Below are 23,018 nucleotides of genomic sequence, written 5' to 3' on the forward strand. Positions count from 1 at the left end.
TTTATAAATTTTCAACAACTTTTTTAGCGCCATCACATTTTTTACAATATATAACTGACATTTCGTTTTTTCACATTAATTTTGAAGATTTTAATGAGAAGTTATTAACTTCAGGTAGTTTTTTCTTTGCACTGACAAAATAATCCATATATTCATCAGTTTTATAACTTCTTTTACAATTTAGACATTTTATGTGAGATACTTGAAATTTTAATATTATTGATCTAACCTCGGCTATATATCATTCAAGATTATTTTTTGAATATTCATCTGAAAAGTATTTATCAAAAGCATCAATTAATTCTCTTTCACCAGCATCCGTTCTTTGTTTTTTGTCATTATATTTTTTTACAAATACAGGAAGAATTACAAGTGTTAAAAATGTGATTATTGTATTTGATCCTATAAATATACAAGACGCAAGAGCTATTTTTGTAGATGTATCCATATTTTAAATCCTTTCTCTTATAAAAATTATAATACAATTTCTACTCCCTCAATATCATAAGGGAATTCTTCAATTAATATCGATTCTACTCCTTCTTTAAAGGTAATATCAGTTAGTCCACAACCAACGCAGTTACCTTTTAATCTAATATATACAATTTTGTCCTTTAATGCAACAAACTCCATGTCTCCACCATCTTGATTTATATATACTTTAAGTTGATCTAGTACTTCTATAAGTTTTTTTTCTATATTATTTTCCAATGCAACCCCCAATTTTTAAAAAAAATATTATTTGTAAGTAAAATTAATATAATTTAAGTTTATAATTTTATTGTTAGGAGAGCAACAAAATGGTAGAAAAAGGACAAAAAATTATTGCTAAAGTAACAGCAATTGTTAATTATGGAGCATTTTGCGAAATAATTGATAATGATGAAACAATTAAAGGATTGATTCATATTTCAGAAATATCAGATTTTTATGTAAAAAGTATTTCTGAGTTTTTAGAAACTGGAAAAGAATACGAAGTAGAAGTAATTGACTTTTCAAAGGATAAAAATCAGGTGAAGCTAAGTTACAAATCAATAAGACCAGAATTATTAAAAATTGAAAATTCAAAAATAAAAGAGACAACAAATGGGTTTGATAATCTTAAAAAGAGCGTAAAATAGTTATATAAATTAAAAATATAGGAGAAATAAATGATAAAAACTAACTTAACTTTTCTTGGATTTGAAAAAGAAATTTTAGACTTTGATAAAAGCATTTTAAAAGATTTAGAAAATAAACTTATAGATAAAAAAGGATTAGGTTCAGATTTTTTAGGTTGAATTAATTGACCAAATGACTACGATAAAGAAGAATATTCAAAAATGAAACAAATTGCTTCTCGACTTAGAAAAGATATTGATGTATTGCTTGTTGTAGGAATTGGTGGAAGTTATCTTGGAACAAGAGCTGCAGATAATATGATAAGAGGATTATTACCAAATGATAAAGTCCAATTAATATATGTTGGTAATACAATTTCTTCAAGTTATATTAAGCAAGTTCTTGACTATGTAGAAAACAAAGAGTTTGCAATTGTTAATGCATCAAAATCAGGTACAACTACTGAACCTGGAATTTCATTTAGAGTTTTTCAAAAAAAACTAATTGAAAAAAAAGGTAAGGAAATTGCTAAAAAAAGAATAGTTGCAGTTACAGATAAATCTAAAGGTGCATTGAAGAAATTGTCATTAAATGAAGGATATGAAACATTTGTAATACCAGATGATATTGGTGGTAGATTTTCAGTTTTTACACCGGTAGGTTTATTTCCTTTAATGGTAGCAGGTGTTGACACAGACTTACTAATGAAAGGTTCTCAAAAAGCTTTTAAGGATTTGAAAGATATTAATAATGAAGCATATAAATATGCTGTTGCAAGATATTTGTTAAATACAAAATATGATTATAAAACTGAAGTTTTAGTAAGTTATGAAATGCAAATGCAAATGTACACAGAATGATGAAAACAACTATTTGGGGAATCAGAAGGTAAAGATAATAAAGGTTTACTTCCTTCAAGTTGTATATTTTCAACAGACTTACACTCTTTAGGCCAATTCATTCAAGATGGAACAAAAAATGTTTTGTTTGAAACAATTATTGATGTTAAAAAACCAAGTTATGATTTAAACGTTCCAAAAGATGATGAAGATTTAGATGGATTAAATTATCTTACAAGCAAATCTTTTCATGAAATTAACCAAACCGCTTTAAAGGGGGTTATTGAAGCTCACGTTAATACAGGTCAAGTTCCAAATATAATTTTAGAATTTGATAAGATGGATGCTGAGATGTTCGGTTATTCAATTTATTGGTTTATGAGATCTTGTGCAATTAGTGGTTATCTTTTAGATATAAATCCATTTGATCAACCCGGAGTAGAAGTTTATAAAAAAAACATGTTTAAGTTATTAAAAAAACCAGGATTTTAAAAAAAGCAATTATTATTGCTTTTTTTATTTAAAATCATATTAAGAGGTAATTATGTTAGAAATAAAAGATTTATTATATTTAAGTAAAAAACAAGAAGAATTAGATGAATACATTATGACTTCAAAAAAACTATCATTGAATGAAGAAATTGATAATAACAAGATTATTGCACTTATTGTAGAAATTTCAGAATTTATTAATGAGTGTAGAGCTTTTAAATATTGATCTAATAAACCATCAAGTGATAAAAGTATTGTTTTAGAAGAATTTGTTGACTCTTTACATTTTATTATAAGTATTGGAAATGACATTGTTTTTAACTTTTCAAATTACAAATATAATGCTTGAGATAAAAAAGATATTAATTATTGAAGCATAGAAATGTATAAATCAATTATGAGTTTTCAAGGTTTTAGAAGTCATAAAAACTATTCTTCATTATTAAATACTTTTATGAATTGTATGAATATATTAGATTTTTCATCTGATGATGTTTTGAATTCATATAATAAAAAAAATGAAACAAACTTTAAAAGACAAGACAACAATTACTAGAAAATAAGGAGGTATTTATGGATACATCAAAAAAAGAAATATATAAATATAAGCCTAAGGACCCAAGTGATCCAAAAATGCCTTCACTTAATAAAGATGACTTTAATTATGACAATAATTTGCAAACAATTGAATTAACTGGCTCTATGTCATATGAAACTACTAAAATTGGTAGTGATGAATTAAAAAACGATTCAAAAATTAATGTAGTAGAAAAAGATATTGACTTAAACGATAAAGACAATGCAGATTTATTTAAAAATATTTCATCTGCAAAAAGTTTAATAAATAGTTTAAAACAAAAAGCAAATAAGGCTCTTGAAGAGAAAACGGACAGTGATGATAACAAATCGAAGGTTGTAATGCCTGATCCAAACTCAGAATTAAATATTGTAAATCATCTTAGAAATAGAGGGTCTGTAAGCAATAAATTATTACATCAAGATACAAGAACTAAAATGCGTACCTTAAGAGAAGATCATCGCTTAAATCTAACTGAGAATGAAATAAAAATAATTAAATCTGAATTTAAAGAAAAGGTTATTAAATCTTCAAAAACAGGAGTTGTTTTAAAAGAATCTAAATTTGGTTTTGAAATTTATAAAAATAATATTGATAAAAGATTTTGAGTAGTCACAGTTTGCTTTGATGAATTATTTGACCCTTCAAAGGTAAGGTTTACAAATCTTTGAGTTGGTGGTGCTTTCATTGGCTATGGATATGATTATATTGAAGATGCGATTTCAAAAGCAAAAAATTTAGCAACTTCTGGAAGAACCGGAAACATTTATTGAAGAGATTTTGTGGTAGATTGAATAAAAGATAAAAATAGGTTTGTAACTTCTGATGAGCCAAAAAAATTTACATATGAAGAATATAAAAAAATTGTTGATTGATATAGTAAAAATAAAGTTAGAATTTGTGTAAAAAATCAAAATAAAAAAGATTATGAAGATTTAATGGATGAAGCAAAACAAAAAAGAGCAAAAGGTGAAAGGGTGTCCCCGCTTATTGCGTTGCAAGCAAAAATGATTGATAAACCTAGAAAAGCTGTGAATATATACGGTTATCCAACAAAAAATCCAAAATATAAAGGAAAGGAGTATGAAAAACCCGAAAATAAATTATATGAAATTGGTTTTTCATATACAGAGTAAATGAAGAAAATCGACTCTACTACTAATGAGTTAATTAAAAAAATTGTACTATTAAAAAAATCTGTAAATATTAAAAAAAATAGTCAATATTTAATTGAAGGTGAAAAAATGATTGATTTAGCAGTTTATTTGAAAAAAGCCGAATTAATATTAATTTCAGATAAAAAATATTTAGATAAATATAAAAATTTTAAAGAATTAATATTAATAAATGATAATATTGCTAAAAAAATTACATCATTAATTAATCATCAAGGGGTATTTGCAGTTTGCGGTATAGAAAATTCTAATTTGGAATCCAACTTTGATTGCTTAGTATTAGATGATGTACAGAATCCTGGTAACATGGGGACAATATTAAGGTCAGCTTCTGCTTTTGGTTTTAAAAATATTATTTCTTCGGATAATTCAGTATCTTTTTATAATGAAAAAGTATTAAGGGCTACACAATCTAACCATTTTCAATTAAATCTAATTTCTTCAAATGATATTGAAAAAGATATAATAAATTTAAAAAATAAAGGATATTTTATTGTTGGTAGTTATTTAAAAAATAACAATAACAATAATAATGAAAAAAATAACAATAAAAATGACTCCCATAAAAAATATGCCTTAGTTCTTGGAAATGAAGGAAGTGGCATAAAAGATAATTTAGTTAAATATTTTGATAAAAATATTATAATTAAAATGGAAAAAGATGTTGAAAGTTTAAATGTTGCGGTAGCAGGTTCGATTATTATGAAAGAACTATACTATCAAAAGAATGATTTGAGGTAAATAAAATGATTAATTATAAAGCATTAATAAATGGTGAATTTATAGATAATGGCAATTGGCTTGAAATTTATGACCCATATAATAACGAAGTTGCAGGTAAAGTAACAGCTTTAAAACCTGAAGATATTGAGAAAGCATTTATGTTTGCAAGAAACGCACAAGAAAATTGAGAAAATGTTGATTTAATTACAAGAATTAAATTAATGAATGATTTTAAGAATCTGATTGAAAAAAATAAAAATGAAATAGCAAAAATAATGACAAGTGAGATATCAAAAAATCTAAAAGAATCTTTAACAGAAGTTGAAAGAACTATTGAACTAATTGAATATACTTTGGAAGAAGCAAAAAGAATGGAGCCACTAGCCTTAACTGGTGAAGGAATTGGCGCAAAAAATAAAATAGGAATTTTTTCAAGAGTTGCTAAAGGTGTTGTTTTAGCGATTTCGCCATTTAATTATCCATTTAATTTAGCGCTTGCAAAAATCATACCAGCTCTTGTAATGGGTAATACCGTAGTTTTTAAACCTGCTACTGCAGGAAGTTTAGTTGGTGCATATATTGGGAAATTATCTATTGAAGCAAAATTCCCAAAAGGAATATTTAATGTTGTTACAGGAAGAGGTCGAGAAATTGGAGATATAATTACTTCAAATAAAGAAATTGATATGATATCTTTTACAGGAAGTGTTCCAATTGGAAAAAATATAAAAGAAAAAGCAAGTACAAAGGATTTGGTTCTTGAACTAGGTGGTAAAGACCCGGCATTAGTTTTAGATGATAGTAAATTAGAGAATTGATCTAAACAAATTGTTGACGGTGCATTTGGCTACTCAGGGCAAAGATGCACAGCAATAAAAAGAGTTATTACAACAAATAAAATTGCTGATAAACTTGTGCCAATGCTAAAATCTCAAATTGAGAGTCTAACTGTAGGTTCTCCATATGAAAATAAAGCAATAACACCAGTTATTGATCAAAAATCTGCTGATTTTATAAAAGGGTTAATTGATGACTCTGTGTCAAAAAAAGCAAAAGTTTTATGTGGAAATAAATTTGAAAATAATTTGGTCTACCCAACTTTGATAGACAATGTTACTTTAGACATGAGAGTTGCCTGAGAAGAACCTTTCGGTCCAGTATTGCCAATTATTAGAATTGATGATTTAAATGAAATGATAAAAATTGCTAATGATTCTGAATTTGGATTACAAGCAAGTGTTTTTTGTAGTGATATTTCAAACGCAATTAATGTAGCAAAAAAAATAAAAGCAGGAACAGTAAATATAAATGGAAAATCACAAAGAGGGCCAGATTGTTTTCCTTTTCTAGGTATTAAAGATTCTGGTCAAGGTGTCCAAGGAGTTAGAGAATCATTGTTAAGTATGACTAGATATTCTGGAATAGTTATTAATTATTAGCATATAAGATTACATTTTGTTTTTAGTTTTGATTTTAAAATGAAATATGATAAAATAGACTTAATTAATGTGGGTTAACACAAATGGGGTTGAATAATGAAAAAAATTAAATTAATAACTAATATAATTTTACCTATTGGTTTATTAGCGGGTTTATTAGGATCATTTTTGTTTATAAAAACTATTGGTTTAGAGTCAGCTATTGATTTTGTAATTTTTAAAAGTAGCGAATATGGTACAAGTTCACCAACAATTTTCCAATGGCTTTTAATTACTACAATATTATTAAATATTATTTTATGATTGGTTTCTTTGTTTTCAAAAGTTGAAGGAGCTTTCAATTTTGTGAGATCAGTTGCAATGTTTTTACTTGCAATAGCTAACGGTTTAATGCTTTATACATTTTTAGATGAAAATTATTCTATTATTTTTAAACTTTTATTTAATATGAATTTTAACTATGCTTTAATAGGGATATCTCTTTTTATAAGTTCTATTTGTTTTATTATGTATATGGTATATTCATTTAATTCAAATCAAAACAAAACACAAAAAACTCAAAATAAAAGTGTACAAAGTCAAGTTTCAAAAGCAGATGAAGTCCAACCAGTTGTTGAACAAAGAACACCGTTTGTAAATTTACAAAACAAAGATAAAGATAATTTGGTTGAAGAAAGTTTTACTTCAACACCAAATGAAGAAACTTTCAATATTTCAGATAAGTTATCTGAACTAAAACACAACCTTCATAATAATGTTATACCAGACGATGTTGAGAATTATGCACCAAAAGTAGAGGATGAAATTACCGAAACTATAGTCACCGAAGATAACGTTGATTTTGACGAACCCTTTAAACAAGAAGAATTAGAAGATTACACAGAAGATCCTACAATTACAGAAGAGTTAAATCCAACTACATTTGTTACAAGCAATGAGTTTGTTTATAGTGGTCCAATAGACCCATATAAACAAACTATTGTTCCTAGAAGATTCACATCTTCAAAAGGTGAAAAATATGAAGGTCCAATAGGTAACATAGCAAAAAAAGTTAATGATAATAGAAATAGAAGAAAACCACTTTATGATGAAAATTATCAAGGAAAAATATTTTTAGGGGATTCAGACAGAATTTGAGATGCTCTTAAAAAACAAGCAACAGATGTATATAATCACAAAAGTGTTAATAAACCTGAGTTGGTATCGGAATTTAAGGAAAATATAAACCAAAACCAACAAGTTTCACCTAAAAAGACTTTATTCTCAGATTCAATAAATAGCGTAGATAAAATTAATGAAGAAACTAAACAAACATCAACAATCGATTGAGATGATTAGTATTTATTAATTATTTATAAACTAAAACTCTTATTGCATAAATATGAACATCTAAAATAAAATTGACAGTAAAAAAGTACTTTTATTGTTAAAATTTTATTGAAAGGTGTTCTTTTTATATGGCAAAACAATGAACAAAAAACGAAAAACTTTATATAATTAATGAATCAAAAAAAATTGGTATTTTAAATGCGGCATTAAAGTTTGATATTAGTACTAGCACAATTAAAAGATGAAAATCAGAGGTGAAAGTTAAAGGTGAAAGCGCTCTTTAATGAGGTAGCGGAACACAAGCAAAAGGAAATATCAAAAAATTTAAATCTCATGATTGAATTTTTAAAGAACCTGATGATATGAGCATTGAAGAATTAAGAGAGGCTTTGAAACTGGAAAGAGCTTTAAAAAAGCATTTGGCGAAGACAACTAAGGAAAAGTACTTCGCCATTTTTAATGTTAAAAGAATGTTTTCTTTGAAATTATCTTGTTTATATTTAAAAGTTTCAAGGTATGGATATTTAAAATGACTTAAAAACGGAAAACCAAAGTATAAAAATTATAATAGAATTTTAGCAATTAAGATAAGATGCCTTTTTTACTTGTTTAAAAAAAGATATGGTTATAATATGATAACTTTATTTTTAAACAAATACTTTAAAGAAAGATTAAACCCTTGAGTTGTTTATAGATATATGAAAATAATGAGTTTAAAAGCAGCAAAGAAAAAGAAAGTTCCAAACTATGATAAATCAGGTCCATTAAGATTTGAAAATCTACTAAATAGAAACTTTAAATCTAAAAATATAAATGAAAAATGAGTAACAGATGTAACTTATATAAAAACTATTAATGGAAACGTATATCTATCTGTTATAAAGGATTTGTTTAATTCAGAAATTATTGATTGAAAGTTATCGGTTAGTCCTAATAATAAATTATGTCATACAAATTTAATAAGCGCCATTAAAAAAAGAGGTGCACCAAATATAATCCACTCAGATCAAGGATCACCATATACAAATGAAACTTGAGAAAGATTATGTAAAACTAATAATATAAATATTTCTATGTCACGAAGAGGAAATTCACCAGATAATGGTGCCTGTGAGTCTTTTTTTGGAACTTTTAAAAATGAATGTATATATACATATAAAGTAAAAGAACTACATCATTCAAATATTTATAAAATTATCTCAGACTATATAGAGTTTTATAATTATGTTAGACCTTCATTAAAACATAAAAAAACTCCATACGAAATTCGTATGGAGAAAGTATCTTTTTAATGTCAATTTTAATTGACAATTTCAATAAGGTTTTTTTATTTTATAAATTTCCATTTATAAGTTTAAATAAAGAAGAATTTTTTTATTTTATAAGTTTGTTTTTATTTTTTTTATATAAAATTAAATAAAATGGAGAATAATAATGATATTAAATGTTTCTACAAATAAATATTTAAGAAAAAAACTTATATTTATATTTTTTGTTTTTATTAGATTTTTAATTTTTAATAATTATTTTTTCTTATTTTTTAATATATTTATGAGTTACTTGATTAACTCTAATTTTTTTTCTTAATAATTAGATTTTTTTCATTTTTATCCATACTATATTTTTTGAAAAAAACTTTAAAAAAAGAATTTACAAAGTCTAAAAATAGAATAGTCAATAAATCTGAATTACTTATTTTGTTAATTATTATAATTTTAGAATATTTCTTAAATTTACAAAAAGCCTTTTTTAATAACGAATTATTTTTGAGCAACCAATGAAGAAATGATTTTTTAAAATTTTTGATATGAAATTCAACGCTTTTTTTGATTTTATTTGCAACCTTTGTTCTTTATATAATTTCTTACAATTTATCATATTATTTTTTAAAGATCAGAAATTTTTATAACCACATTTTTAAAATCAAAAATCTATTTCTAGACTCAATAAAAACTATTTATAATTTTACACTTTATTTTCTTTACAAATTATTTTTATTTAAAATTAAAGCTAGATTTTTAATTAATGATTTAGTTATAAATTATAAAAAAACTAAGAAAATATATTTTATAAAATTCGTATATGGTGATAAAGTCAAAAAATAAATTTATATTATTATTTTAAAAAAAAGGAGGAAATATGAAAAATAATATAAATAAAATTGAAAATTTAGAAAAAAAATTTAAATCAGGTTACGGAATTGAAAATATTAATTTTATTGTAAAACCTGGTAGAGTATTTGGTTATTTGGGCCCTAACGGAGCGGGAAAATCAACTACAATTAGATCTTTAATGGGATTCATTAAACCTAACTCTGGAAGTTCTATAATAAAAAAAAGAAATGAAAATGAGATTGAAAACATAATATCTTATGATTCATGAAATGATAAAGACCATACACAAAAAATAATAATAGGATATGTACCAGGAGAAATTGCATTTCCCCAACATATGACAGGATTAAATTTATTAAAAATGGTGTTCAAATTAAGAAATATGACAAATTGAGAAATAGTTAAGCAAAATATTTTATATTGAGAATTTGATCCAAATTTAAAAATAAAAAAAATGTCAAAAGGTATAAAACAAAAACTTGCACTTGTTATCGCTTGAATGCATAATCCAGATATTATCATTCTTGATGAACCCACAACCGGTTTAGACCCACTAATGCAGGAAAAATTTATTGCTCTTGTTAAAAAATCTAAAAATGAAGGTAAAGTAATAATAATGTCATCACACATCTTTTCGGAGATTGAAAAAACATGTGATACTGTGGCAATAATTAAAAAAGGTAAAATAGTATCATTAATAGATATAGAAGATATAAAGTATAATAATGAAAAAACTTATGAAGTAAAATTTATAAAAGATATGAAAGTTGAAACTATAGAATCTAATTTATGAAAAATCGATTCTTTTAAAGATAACATTTTTATTTTTAATGTAAAAAACAAAAATGTAAATAATTTTTTAGAATTTATATCAAAACAAAAAGTAGAATTTTTAAAAGAACACCCATTAGACTTAGAAAAGTATTTTATGACATATTATGAAAATGAGGTTTCTACACTTGTTAAAGAAAATATTGATAAATTCGAACATAATATTAAGCCAGCATCAAAACATTAAGCAAAATTAGAATTTGTAAAAAGAACATATAAAAGAATGTCTACATTGTGACTTTTTTTAACTATAATTCCGATATTAATGTTGATAACTTTCTTTATTACATTGAAATTTAATGGAAGTTTTAATTATGACCAAAATCTTAGTGGTTTAGAGTTGATAAAAGAGAAATTATCAATGAAAATTAAATTCGATAGAATATTAAATATGATGTTTTTTGGTAATTTAGGGTATTTATTACCAATTGTTTTTATTGTGGTAACTTCTGGTTCTGTAATTTCTGGCGAATTAGAAAAAAGGACTATGTCAAACATAATAAATACAAATCTAACAAGAAGAAGTATTTTAATTACAAAACTAGCTTGCCTAGTTAGTTTAATATTAATAGCAGTTTTTGCAGAGTGAATAATTACAATAATTTTAATATATGGAATAAATGCACAGGAATTTTTTGATATATTAAAACTTGGAATTAAGTTTTTAGGGTTATTTTTAATGCTTTTATTATTTAGTTCTATAGGATTTATATCAAGTTGTTATTTTAATAGAAGCGTTCATACACTATCAATAATAGGAGTGATAGTAATAATATCATTAGTATTATCAATTGTTGCAACTACTGATAAAACATTAGAATGAATGAAATATTTATCTATAAACACTTTATTTGATTATTCAAACATTGATCCTAACAAACTTTCTAGTTTTTTAGGACAATATATGATAATGCTGTTTTTATCTATTGGGTTGTATGTATCTTCATATTTTATTTTTACAAAAAAAGATTTATCTTTATAATTTTGTTTATAAATAATAACTAGTTTTATACAAGTTTTTTTATTACAAATTTAAAAAAACTAAAATTATTCTAAATTTTAGTTTTGCCAATGTGGATATGTGGATAAGTTTTTTTAAAAAAATACCTCTATTTGTGTATTTTTAAGCATATAATAAGAAATAAGACTAAAATATAAACATATATGGGTATATTTTATATAAATATGCAAAATATTAAATAAATTTAAAAAAAATAAAAATATTTTATAAAAACTATTGATTAATGAAATTAAAGGTGATATTCTCTTAATTGTCATTGTTTTAGTGACGAAACGATCTTTGAAAACTAGATAGAACAACCAATTATTTGTACAATTAATTGTTCAATTATTTGAGTAAACAACAAAAAAAAGAGATATAAGCCATGAATCAAAATTTCACATTTTTTAAATGAGAGTTTGATCCTGGCTCAGGATGAACGCTGGCGGCATGCCTAATACATGCAAGTCGAACGGGGTGCTTGCACCCAGTGGCGAACGGGTGAGTAACACGTATCTAATCTACCTCTTAGTGGGGGATAACAGTTGGAAACGACTGCTAATACCGCATACGACACCATTATGGCATCAGAAGGTGTTAAAAGGTCCGTTTGGACCGCTAGGAGATGAGGATGCGGCGTATTAGCTAGTAGGTGAGGTAATGGCTCACCTAGGCGATGATACGTAGCCGAACTGAGAGGTTGATCGGCCACATTGGGACTGAGATACGGCCCAGACTCCTACGGGAGGCAGCAGTAGGGAATTTTTCACAATGGGCGAAAGCCTGATGAAGCAATGCCGCGTGAGTGATGAAGGTCTTCGGATTGTAAAGCTCTGTTGTAAGGGAAGAAATGCTAGAAGAGGAAATGCTTTTAGTTTGACGGTACCTTACCAGAAAGCCACGGCTAACTATGTGCCAGCAGCCGCGGTAATACATAGGTGGCAAGCGTTATCCGGATTTATTGGGCGTATAGGGTGCGTAGGTGGTTAGTTAAGTTTGAGGTTAAATCCCAGGGCTCAACCCTGGTCCGCCTTGAAAACTGGCTAACTAGAATACAGGAGAGGTAGATGGAATTCCATGTGTAGCGGTGGAATGCGTAGATATATGGAGGAACACCAGTGGCGAAGGCGGTCTACTGGCCTGTGATTGACACTGAGGCACGAAAGCGTGGGGAGCAAATAGGATTAGATACCCTAGTAGTCCACGCCGTAAACGTTGAGTACTAAGTGTCGGCAATTTGTCGGTGCTGCAGCTAACGCATTAAGTACTCCGCCTGAGTAGTATGCTCGCAAGAGTGAAACTCAAAGGAATTGACGGGGACCCGCACAAGTGGTGGAGCATGTGGTTTAATTCGAAGCAACGCGAAGAACCTTACCAGGGCTTGACATCCAGTGCAAAACTACAGAGATGTAGTGGAGGCCAACATTGAGACAGGTGGTGCATGGTTGTCGTCAGCTCGTGCCGTGAGGTGTTGGGTTAAGTCCCGCAACGAGCGCAACCCCTATCGTTAGTTACTAACATTAAGTTGAGCACTTTAACGAGACTGCTAGTGTAAGCTAGAGGAAGGTGGGGATGACGTCAAATCATCATGCCCCTTATGTCCTGGGCTACACACGTGCTACAATGGCTGATACAAAGAGTCGCAATCCTGTGAGGGGGAGCTAATCTCAAAAAGTCAGTCTCAGTTCGGATTGAAGTCTGCAACTCGACTTCATGAAGCCGGAATCACTAGTAATCGCGAATCAGCAACGTCGCGGTGAATACGTTCTCGGGTCTTGTACACACCGCCCGTCACACCATGAGAGTTGGTAATACCAGAAGCACGTATCTTAACCGTAAGGAGAGAGCGTACCAAGGTAGGATTAGCGATTAGGGTGAAGTCGTAACAAGGTATCCGTACGGGAACGTGCGGATGGATCACCTCCTTTCTATGGAGTAATACATAGATATATATAAGCTGAGTGAATATTAATAGACAGCTTTTGGCTTGTATCTTGGTTCTATCTAGTTTTCAGAGATTGTTTTAGTTTTTTTACAAACTTGACAATTTCTGAAAAGAAATCGTTCTTTGAAAACTGAATATTAGATGAATTAGACAATTTTATTTTTCTTACGTTTCAATATAAACGTAATAGTAACTTAAAAAGTTTTACTAAGAAAACTAAAATTTCAATTTTATATAGATTATCTATATTTGCAATAAGGTTTTTCTTTAGAAAGTATAGTAAGGGCATATGGTGAATGCCTTGGAAAATGGAGCCGATGAAGGACGTGACTACCTGCGAAAAGCGACGGGGAACTGGAAGTAAGTTTTGATCCGTCGATGTCCGAATGGGGAAACCCGTTATGATTAATCTCATAACATCTCTAACTGAATACATAGGTTATTGAAGGGAACCTAGGGAACTGAAACATCTTAGTACCTAGAGGAAAAGAAAACGAATGTGATTCTGTCAGTAGCGGCGAGCGAAAGCGGAACAGGCCAAACCGGTCTACGGGCCGGGGTTGTAGGACTCTTGTTAGAGTTACAAAATTAGTGTATAGCAGAAACTGTTGGGAAACAGTGGCATAGAGTGTGATACCCACGTATGCGAAATGCACTAATCTCGAGAGAGTATCCTGAGTACGGCGGGGCACGTGAAACCCTGTCGGAATCTACCCAGACCACTGGGTAAGCCTAAATACTACCATTTTACCGATAGTGAACCAGTACCGTGAGGGAAAGGTGAAAAGTACCCCGTGAGGGGAGTGAAATAGTACCTGAAACCATATGCTTACAAGAAGTCAGAGCCCGTTAATGGGTGATGGCGTGCTTTTTGTAGAAAGAGCCGGCGAGTTACGATATCATGCAAGGTTAAGTGGAATACACGGAGCCGCAGTGAAAGCGAGCCTTAATAGGGCGTTCAGTATGATGTCGTAGACACGAAACCAGGTGATCTAGCCATGAGCAGGTTGAAGTTAGGGTAAAACCTAATGGAGGACCGAACCGACGTTCGTTGAAATGACCGCGGATGACTTGTGGCTAGGGGTGAAATTCCAATCGAACCTGGAGATAGCTAGTTCTCCCCGATATAGCTTTAAGGCTAGCGTCGAGGTTAGGATTATGGAGGTAGAGCTCTGAATGTATGATGGCCCCACCTAGGGGTACTGATTACAATTAAACTACGAATGCCATAATTTCATACTCGGCAGTCAGAACATGGGTGATAAGGTCCATGCTCGTGAGGGAAACAGCCCAGATCAACAACTAAGGTCCCTAAATTTATGCTAAGTGTGTAAGGATGTGGGAGTGCATAGACAGCTAGGATGTTGGCTCAGAAGCAGCCATCATTTAAAGAGTGCGTAACAGCTCACTAGTCGAGTGCTCCTGCGCCGAAAATGTACCGGGGCTTAAGCATAGTACCGAAGTTTTGGATTTACAGCAATGTAAGTGGTAGGGGAGCGTTCTAACTGTAATGAAGTTAAACCGTGAGGATTAGTGGAACGGTTAGAAGTGATTATGCCGGCATGAGTAACGTTTGGGAGTGAGAATCTCCCATGCCGTTTGACCAAGGTTTCCTGGGCAAGGTTCGTCCACCCAGGGTTAGTCAGGACCTAAGGCGAGGCCGAAAGGCGTAGTCGATGGACAACAGGTTGATATTCCTGTACCACCTAATAAAGTGATGGAGTGACGGAGAAGGATAGTGGATGCCGGCTGATGGTTATGCCGGTCTAAATACAAAGAGGTGTACGTTGGCAAATCCGCGTGCTATAACCTTGAAGTATGATGGGGAGTGAACGCTTCGGCAAGTAGCGAAGTCCATGACTCCACGCTTCCAAGAAAAGCTTCTAGCGTTAATTTATTAGGTGCCTGTACCGATAACGAACACACGTGGTCAAGGAGAGAATCCTAAGGCAAGCGAGATAACTATAGCTAAGGAACTCTGCAAAATGACCCCGTAAGTTCGCGAGAAGGGGTGCTCACTTTTAGTGAGCCGCAGTGAAAAGGGAGGGGCAACTGTTTAGCAAAAACACAGCTCTCTGCAAAGTCGCAAGACGAAGTATAGGGGGTGACACCTGCCCAGTGCCGGAAGGTTAAGAGGAGATGTTAGCTTCGGTGAAGCATTGAATTGAAGCCCCGGTGAACGGCGGCCGTAACTATAACGGTCCTAAGGTAGCGAAATTCCTTGTCAGGTAAGTTCTGACCCGCACGAAAGGTGTAATGATCCCTTCGCTGTCTCGGCTATAGACTCGGTGAAATTTTAGTACCAGTGAAGATGCTGGTTACCCGCAACTAGACGGAAAGACCCCGTGGAGCTTTACTATAACTTAATATTGAATTTTGGTGTAACATGTAGAGGATAGGTGGGAGACTTTGAAGCGGTCACGCTAGTGGCTGTGGAGTCATCCTTGGAATACCACCCTTGTTATATTGAGATTCTAACCTAGACCTGTTATCCAGGTCAGGGACAGTGTTTGGTGGGTAGTTTGACTGGGGCGGTCGCCTCCTAAAGAGTAACGGAGGCGCTCAAAGGTACCCTCAGTACGGTTGGAAATCGTACGCAGAGCGCAAAGGTATAAGGGTGCTTAACTGCGAGACTTACAAGTCGAACAGATGCGAAAGCAGGACTTAGTGATCCGGCGGTCCCGTGTGGAAGGGCCGTCGCTCAACGGATAAAAGTTACCCCGGGGATAACAGGCTAATCTCCCCCAAGAGTTCACATCGACGGGGAGGTTTGGCACCTCGATGTCGGCTCATCGCATCCTGGAGCTGTAGTCGGTTCCAAGGGTTGGGCTGTTCGCCCATTAAAGCGGTACGTGAGCTGGGTTCAGAACGTCGTGAGACAGTTTGGTCCCTATCTGTTGTGGGCGTAGGAAAATTGAAGAGAGCTGTTCCTAGTACGAGAGGACCGGAATGGACGCACCTCTGGTGCTCCTGTTGTCACGCCAGTGGCATAGCAGGGTAGCTATGTGCGGAAAGGATAATCGCTGAAGGCATCTAAGCGAGAAGCCTCCTTTAAGATGAATTTTCCCATTCTTTAAGAAGTAAGATCCCATGTAGACCACATGGTTGATAGGTTGGGTGTGTAAGCACGGTGACGTGTTAAGCTTACCAATACTAATAGATCGAGGACTTTCAAAGAAAGAATCTTATAAACAATTGCTTTATAGATATATATAACATCTAATACTCAGTTTTGAGAGAATGATTTAGTTATTTTTTTAAAATAACTTCTCTCTCAAGCACAAGATCTGGTGATTATGGTGCTGAGGTCACACCTGTTCCCATACCGAACACAGAAGTTAAGCTCAGTTACGCCGAAGATAGTATAATGCGAAAATAGGAAGTTGCCAGTTTAAATAAAAAAACCTGCATTAGCAGGTTTTTTTATTTAAATGCAAAGATAAAAATAATTTGGTTATATTTAAAAATAACTATTTATTTAATATAAATGTTATTATTTTAATTAAGGTGAGTATATGATAAAAAAAATAGATAATATATTAAAAGAATTTAACAAAGAGATTTCAGAAGTTTCTAGCAAAAGTAATTTAGAATCTATCAAAAAAAAATATTTAGGTAAAGATTCAGAATTAAATAATATTTTAAAAGATATTAAAAAGGTTGGTAACGAAGAAAGAAAAGAAGTTGGTAATAAATCTAATGAAGTTAAAAACTCAATTATTTCTTTAATTACAGAACAACAAGAAAAATTTGACCTAATAGATTTAAAGAAACAACTTGAAGTTGAAAAAATTGATCAAACATTTCCTGGAATTAATTTAAAACAAGGTTCTATACATCCTTTAAATATTGCTATTAATGAAGTGTGTGAAATTTTTAAAGAATTAGGATATCAATTAATAGATGGAAATGAAATAGAAACTGATGAATATTGTTTTCAAAAATTAAATATGCCAATTGGTCATCCTGCAAGAGATATGCAAGATACTTTTTATATTGATGATAAAACAGTTTTGAGAACCCATGCTACAAACATAACTGCAAGAATGCTTACTTATTGTGCAAAAAATAATTTGAAAGATATGGCTGTTTTGAGTTTTGGTAATGTATATAGAAGAGATGATGATGATGCGACACACTCACATCAATTTATGCAAATGGATGTTTTTGCAATTGGTAAAGATATAAGTTTTGCAAATCTTAAATGAATTTTAGAGCATTTATGCAAAAGGTTATTTTCAGAAAATACAAAAATTAGAATGAGACCAAGTTTTTTTCCTTTTACTGAACCATCAGCAGAAGTAGATGTAGAATGTATAAATTGTAGTGGTAAAGGTTGTTCGATTTGCAAAAATACTGGATTTATTGAAATATTGGGTTCTGGTATGATAGACCCAAATGTTTTAATACAAAATGGTTTAGATCCAAACGAAATTACCGGCCTTGCATTTGGAGTTGGAATTGAGAGAATCGCAATGTTGAAATATAACTTAAAAAATATAAGAGACTTATATGAAAATGATGTCAGATTTTTAGATCAATTCACATTTTTTGGAAACTAGAGAGGTATTAAATGTATATTACAAGAAATTGACTAAGTAAATTTATTGATCTTACAGGGGTAAAAGATGTAGAAATTACTAATGCTTTAAATTCATTAGGTTTTGAAGTCGAATCATATAAAAATTATTCTAAATTAAACGACAAATTAAAAATTGTTCACGTCGGTAGTGTCACACCAATTGAAAATACCAAGTTAAACTTTTGTTTTATAGATAGTGGTGAAGATTTGGTTACCCCAGTTGTTTGTGGTGCAAAGAATATTGCCGAAGGTGATTATGTTATATGAGCTGAACCAGGTAAAACAATATCTACTGGCCAAAAATTAGCAAAAAAAGAAATTATGGGAAAAATTTCAGAAGGAATGATTTGTTCTTTAACTGAAATTGGTTTAAACGAATCATCTCAAATAGATGAAGAGTTAGAAGGTATATATAAAATTTATACAAAAGAAGAAACTTATAAACTTATTGGTTTTGAAAATGCACTCGAAAAAATTGGTTTTTTAGACTCTGTTTGAGAAGTTGATTTAACTTTAAATAGAAGTGATGCTTTAGCTGCATTTCAATTATTAAAAGAAATTGCAAATTATTTTGATAAAGAAATTGTAGATTACTCAAAAAACTTTGAATTTAAAATTGACGAAAAAGTTAATGACGTAACTCTAAAAGTAGATAATAATACAGACAAAATTATTGACTCATTATCTTATTTGGTAATAGATTTAAAAGAAGTGGTTTCATTTAACGGTAAATACAGTAATCAGTTATTTTCAAATGATGATATCTGATTAAAATTTAACTCAGTTAAAAAATCAAATAATTTCTTTGAAAATATTCAGAACATGGTGTCAATTGAAACTGGTTTGCCACCTATATTGATAGATGCTGATAAAGCAAAAAATATAACCATTAAAAAAACAGTTTTAGATGATAAAGAGTGTTTACAAATTTTATCTGAAAATAACGAAGTAGGAATAGTTGGAATAAAAATAAATGAAGATTTTCTTGTTACTAATAATACAAAAAAAGTATTAGCAATATTTGGATCTTTTAATAATGTTTTTATGAGAAATCAGCAAAAAAAATTCAATGCTAACAACACTTCAATTCAAAGATTTACAAAACCTTTATCAAAAAATTTGATTGGACCTGCATCTAAAAGACTTTTATACTTACTATATAACTACAATATTTTTAGTAAAACTTCAGGAATAGTGAGTGTAGTAACCCCAGAATTGAATAGTAAAAAAATAAAGGTTTCATTAAATTACATTAACACTTTACTTGGTACAAATTTAACATTTGTTGAAATAATAAACTTATTTAAAACTTTGGATTTTGAAGTTACTCATGAAGAAGATATGCTTATTTTTAAAATTGACTCAAATAGAACAGACATAGAAAATCAATCAGATATTTGTGAGGAAATTGCTAGACTTTATGGGTATGATAACATAAAATCTGTACCACCCAAAATAATTGCCAACCCAATAAAAAAAGAATTAAATTTAAATATTAAAAATAAAGTGGATTCATATCTTTATGGTAAGGGTTTTAACAACATTAAAACTTATTCTTTAATATCTGAAAAAAACCTAAAAAACTGAAATTTATTCAATATATTAAATCCAATAAAAGTAATGTCCCCTTTAAGTAAATTTAAAGAGTTTTATCGAACAAACTTATCTAACTCAATAATTGAAATAGCAAGTTTAAACGCAACAAAAGGGTCTAAGGAATTAAGTCTTTATGAATTTGCGGACATTTATAATTCTGATGGACTAAGAATGAAACATTTAGGTATTTTGATTTCTGGAAATATAATTAAAGATAAAGCGAATAATCTTGAAATTAAATCAACATTTTTCTATATAAAAGGAATTTTTGAATCAATTATTTCTATTTATAATATAAGTACTAAAGAATTGAGTTATGTGGAGCTAAAAAAACCAAATAATGAAATACATCCATTTATAAGTTTTAAAGTTTTATACAAAAATGATATATTAGGAGTGATTTTTAAATTAAACCCTAGATACGAACAATCTTTGAAACTTAGTACAACCTATGTGTGTGAATTGGACATAAGTGCTTTAGAAAAAAATAAAAATAGTAATATTATAATAAAACCAATTTCAAAATATCAATCTTCTACAAGGGATATTACATTTATACTTAAAAAAGACAGTTTTTATTCAGATATTATATCAAAAGTAACTAAGGAAATTAAAAATCTAGTAGATTGTAGCCTTATTGATTTATATGTTGATGATGAACTTAATAAAAATAACTGCATCTCAGTAACTATTAGCTTGAAATTTAACTCAGATGAAAAACAATTAACGGATGCTGAGATAAACGACAGTTTTGAGAAAATACTATTAAATTTCAATAAGATAAATATAGAGGTTAAATAATGTTAAAAAAAGACTTTTATTTACAAAAAAATATAAAATTTAATGAAAATTGAAAAGAAGAGATAGAAATAAATAGAGATTTAATAATATCTTTAAAAAATTTGTCAATATTGGGCGAAGCAAATTTCGATGATATAAGTACTGTATTATCTATAAAAGCAAAAATAAAAACTGATATATATGCAATTGATTCAAGAGATGGAACTAATTTTTGATTAAATGATCAAATATATGTTTGAGACGAAGAATATACATTTGATTTAAAGAATAGCGATCAATATAATATAATAATTGAAGAAGATTTTAGTATAAAAGAATATGCAATTGACCAAATACTTTTAAATATTCCTATAAATTTAACAAATAATTATGGTAAAATCTCTTATGTTGGCAGTAATTATATTTATCTAACAGAAGATGAATATGAAAAAGAATCTGAAAATCAAATTGATGAAAGATGAAAAAAACTTAAAGATTACAAATTTTAATTCGGAGGTGAAAAATATGGCTGTACCATTTAGAAAAACCAGTAAAGCTGCAAAAAATAAGCGTAGAAGTCATTTAGCGTTGGCTAGTTCTGCAATTATTTCATGTTCAAATTGTGGTAGTATGATAAGACCACATAGAGTTTGTCGTGAATGTGGACATTACAAAAATAAAGAAGTAAAAAAAGTAGACTAAAACTTGCATTTTAATAAGCAAGTTTTTTTTTTAAAAAAAAAAAAAAAACTGTCGATATATATAATGGAGGTTTATATGAAATTTACATTATATAACGAGTTGGTAAACCAAATTATACCGCTTACAATTACATTTTCATTTAAAGATATTGATATAGATTATTCTCGCGAGGATATAAATATAAATTCTTTTTCAAATATACTTAACAAGTCCCATCCGGTCACAGCAATAAATCTACTTAGGTCATTTAAATTTTATTACAAAATGTTTGTAGGATTATTTTTAAAAGATAATGAGTATTTATTAAAAGATCCAAACTCAAACATATTTTTTTTGAGTCATAAACAAATTTTAAAGGAGTTGGAGCAGAATATAGCAACGTTTGAGAACAAAATACTACACTAAAAAAGTAGTTAAATCCCTGTCAATAACAAATTAATTTTTTCTAAAACTTTATTTTTTGAGTTTTTATAAAATATTCAATTAGTATACTTTCAAGGACTGCTTGTTTTTATTGGCTTAAATTTTATTTATCTCAGCCGGGTTTTTATCTTCATACACCTCTTTATAAGTAGAATTTTGTAACACTTCTAATAAAGGCATTCATTTGCTATATGAGTTTGAATATAGTTTTCCATCAAATATCTCAACAACCATTATCTTTGTTTTATTTTTATAAAATACTGGTCCTCCATTTGAATGCGGAATATAGTACTTATTTTGGTATTTTATAGTTGAACCCTTATTTACTGTTCTTTCAAATCTTCTAGATAAATAAAAATCTATATTTTTAGTTTCTTCAAAAAATCTAAAAGAATTAGTGATATTCTCTATTTGAAGGGAAAACTGTGAATTATATTTATCTATATATTCATCTAAAAACAAATTAGCTTGGTTTATAGTTGATATATTATTTTCTTTAAGTTCCTTTGGCAGGCGATCTTGAAGTGTATTTCACAACCTTTCAATACGACCTTTGGTTTTTGGAACGCTAGATGTTGTTAATTTTATTCCTAAGTTGTGACACAAAAATCCGTATTGTGTTAAGGAGTCAGAATGTAGATCTGACTCCTTTTCTTTTGGACTTCAAAATACCGTTCTTTTGTCTGTCAATATTTCTTTAGGAATTCCATAGTTAAGCAAAACTTTCTTTGTGATATTGTAATAACCCATAAGAGTTTCTTCAGTGTCAAAATATAAAGCCGATATTTTGCCAGTAGCATCATCAATAAAACCATGTAGATATCATTTTTCTTCTTTAATTCAGTAATGTACAGAAGCATCTGTTTGCAACCTTTCTCCAAACTCAGTTTTTCTATGTTGCATCGGATGACTATTTTCAATACTTAATAAAGTATTTAAATACTCTTTTTTTTCTATATTTTTTATATTTTGATTTTTTAAACTGTAGCTATTTCTTGTTTAATTATTTTTTTAGTTACTCTATGTATTCTTGGAGAATACATGTTATTTTCCTTTAATAAACTAAGTAAATATGTATACGAAACTTTTATATTATAATTTTCTAGCAACTTTTCTTGAAAGTGTTTGTAATTATAGTCACAAAATTCATCTTTATATAATTTAATTATTTTTTGACTAATATCATCGCTAATTCTTTTGCAAGACAATCTGCCAGTATTCTTATGAATAAAAGCTATGTAATCAATTTTTTTATATTTATTAATTAATATATTTACATTTCTAATTGTTTGACATAACTTTATAGAAGCTGACTCTTTTGTTATTTTTTAATGTATAACGTCTTTGATAATTTCCGTTCCCTTTTTTTC

The 23,018-nt window shown here is 29.2% G+C and carries 18 protein-coding genes, 3 rRNA genes and 1 pseudogene; 19 read left to right on the forward strand and 3 right to left on the reverse strand.

Annotated features, from left to right (window positions below; all coding sequences use genetic code 4):
* Window position 1: 1 nt before the first annotated feature.
* Entirely contained in the window at window positions 2-448 is a 447-nt protein-coding gene (locus SLITO_RS01260; RefSeq protein ID WP_075057983.1) for a hypothetical protein, read from the reverse strand.
* Between the two features lie 26 nt (window positions 449-474).
* The gene (locus SLITO_RS01265; protein WP_075057984.1) at window positions 475-711 is read right to left on the reverse strand and encodes a NifU family protein; all 237 of its coding nucleotides are present in this window, start codon (window positions 709-711) and stop codon (window positions 475-477) included.
* An 89-nt stretch (window positions 712-800) separates the two neighbouring features.
* Here SLITO_RS01265 and SLITO_RS01270 point away from each other — a divergent pair, with 89 nt between their 5' ends.
* From SLITO_RS01270 to SLITO_RS01360, 19 genes are all read left to right on the forward strand, one after another.
* Window positions 801-1,121: a S1 RNA-binding domain-containing protein gene (locus tag SLITO_RS01270; protein ID WP_075057985.1), complete on the forward strand. Its 321-nt coding sequence runs from the start codon at window positions 801-803 to the stop codon at window positions 1,119-1,121.
* Between the two features lie 30 nt (window positions 1,122-1,151).
* On the forward strand, window positions 1,152-2,432 hold the full coding sequence (locus SLITO_RS01275; protein ID WP_075057986.1) for a glucose-6-phosphate isomerase: 1,281 nt from the start codon (window positions 1,152-1,154) through the stop codon (window positions 2,430-2,432).
* Window positions 2,433-2,484: 52 nt separating this feature from the next.
* Window positions 2,485-2,988 (forward strand): dUTP diphosphatase, encoded by a 504-nt coding sequence (locus tag SLITO_RS01280; RefSeq protein WP_075057987.1) that lies wholly within the window; start codon window positions 2,485-2,487, stop codon window positions 2,986-2,988.
* A 17-nt stretch (window positions 2,989-3,005) separates the two neighbouring features.
* Complete coding sequence (locus tag SLITO_RS01285) at window positions 3,006-4,145, forward strand: hypothetical protein (RefSeq protein ID WP_075057988.1); 1,140 nt, start codon at window positions 3,006-3,008, stop codon at window positions 4,143-4,145.
* On the forward strand, window positions 4,146-4,925 hold the full coding sequence (locus SLITO_RS01290) for a TrmH family RNA methyltransferase (protein WP_075057989.1): 780 nt from the start codon (window positions 4,146-4,148) through the stop codon (window positions 4,923-4,925).
* 5 nt (window positions 4,926-4,930) lie between these two features.
* Window positions 4,931-6,346, forward strand: a complete 1,416-nt coding sequence (locus tag SLITO_RS01295) for an NADP-dependent glyceraldehyde-3-phosphate dehydrogenase (RefSeq protein ID WP_075057990.1) — start codon at window positions 4,931-4,933, stop codon at window positions 6,344-6,346.
* A 96-nt stretch (window positions 6,347-6,442) separates the two neighbouring features.
* Complete coding sequence (locus tag SLITO_RS01300) at window positions 6,443-7,684, forward strand: hypothetical protein (RefSeq protein ID WP_075057991.1); 1,242 nt, start codon at window positions 6,443-6,445, stop codon at window positions 7,682-7,684.
* Between the two features lie 119 nt (window positions 7,685-7,803).
* A complete protein-coding gene (locus SLITO_RS05955) occupies window positions 7,804-7,959 on the forward strand; it encodes a hypothetical protein (protein WP_158500615.1) in 156 nt (51 codons plus the stop codon).
* 78 nt (window positions 7,960-8,037) lie between these two features.
* Window positions 8,038-8,967, forward strand: coding sequence for an IS3 family transposase (locus tag SLITO_RS01305; RefSeq protein ID WP_075057992.1), 930 nt, complete (start codon window positions 8,038-8,040; stop codon window positions 8,965-8,967).
* An 847-nt stretch (window positions 8,968-9,814) separates the two neighbouring features.
* Window positions 9,815-10,807, forward strand: a complete 993-nt coding sequence (locus SLITO_RS01315) for an ABC transporter ATP-binding protein (protein ID WP_075057994.1) — start codon at window positions 9,815-9,817, stop codon at window positions 10,805-10,807.
* Window positions 10,808-10,843: 36 nt separating this feature from the next.
* Window positions 10,844-11,602, forward strand: a complete 759-nt coding sequence (locus SLITO_RS01320; protein ID WP_144416392.1) for an ABC transporter permease subunit — start codon at window positions 10,844-10,846, stop codon at window positions 11,600-11,602.
* 425 nt (window positions 11,603-12,027) lie between these two features.
* A 16S ribosomal RNA gene (locus SLITO_RS01325) occupies window positions 12,028-13,548 on the forward strand.
* Between the two features lie 284 nt (window positions 13,549-13,832).
* Window positions 13,833-16,743 (forward strand): 23S ribosomal RNA (locus tag SLITO_RS01330).
* Between the two features lie 108 nt (window positions 16,744-16,851).
* Window positions 16,852-16,957 (forward strand): 5S ribosomal RNA (gene rrf / locus SLITO_RS01335).
* The 16S, 23S and 5S rRNA genes sit together here, the layout of an rRNA operon.
* 123 nt (window positions 16,958-17,080) lie before the next feature.
* On the forward strand, window positions 17,081-18,127 hold the full coding sequence (gene pheS / locus SLITO_RS01340) for a phenylalanine--tRNA ligase subunit alpha (RefSeq protein WP_075057996.1): 1,047 nt from the start codon (window positions 17,081-17,083) through the stop codon (window positions 18,125-18,127).
* An 11-nt stretch (window positions 18,128-18,138) separates the two neighbouring features.
* A complete protein-coding gene (gene pheT / locus SLITO_RS01345) occupies window positions 18,139-20,544 on the forward strand; it encodes a phenylalanine--tRNA ligase subunit beta (protein ID WP_075057997.1) in 2,406 nt (801 codons plus the stop codon).
* Window positions 20,544-21,032, forward strand: a complete 489-nt coding sequence (locus SLITO_RS01350; RefSeq protein ID WP_075057998.1) for a DUF177 domain-containing protein — start codon at window positions 20,544-20,546, stop codon at window positions 21,030-21,032. Before pheT ends, SLITO_RS01350 begins: the two co-directional genes overlap by 1 nt.
* 16 nt (window positions 21,033-21,048) lie before the next feature.
* Window positions 21,049-21,225, forward strand: coding sequence for a 50S ribosomal protein L32 (gene rpmF / locus SLITO_RS01355; protein WP_075058816.1), 177 nt, complete (start codon window positions 21,049-21,051; stop codon window positions 21,223-21,225).
* A 75-nt stretch (window positions 21,226-21,300) separates the two neighbouring features.
* On the forward strand, window positions 21,301-21,630 hold the full coding sequence (locus SLITO_RS01360; protein WP_075057999.1) for a hypothetical protein: 330 nt from the start codon (window positions 21,301-21,303) through the stop codon (window positions 21,628-21,630).
* An 8-nt stretch (window positions 21,631-21,638) separates the two neighbouring features.
* On the opposite strand, the pseudogene SLITO_RS06300 reads toward SLITO_RS01360, so the two are convergent.
* Window positions 21,639-22,973 (reverse strand): annotated as a pseudogene (locus SLITO_RS06300) (ISNCY family transposase).
* Window positions 22,974-23,018: the final 45 nt, after the last annotated feature.

Origin of the sequence: Spiroplasma litorale (assembly GCF_001267155.1) — a bacterium.
GTDB classification, from domain to species: domain Bacteria; phylum Bacillota_I; class Bacilli_A; order Mycoplasmatales; family Mycoplasmataceae; genus Spiroplasma_A; species Spiroplasma_A litorale.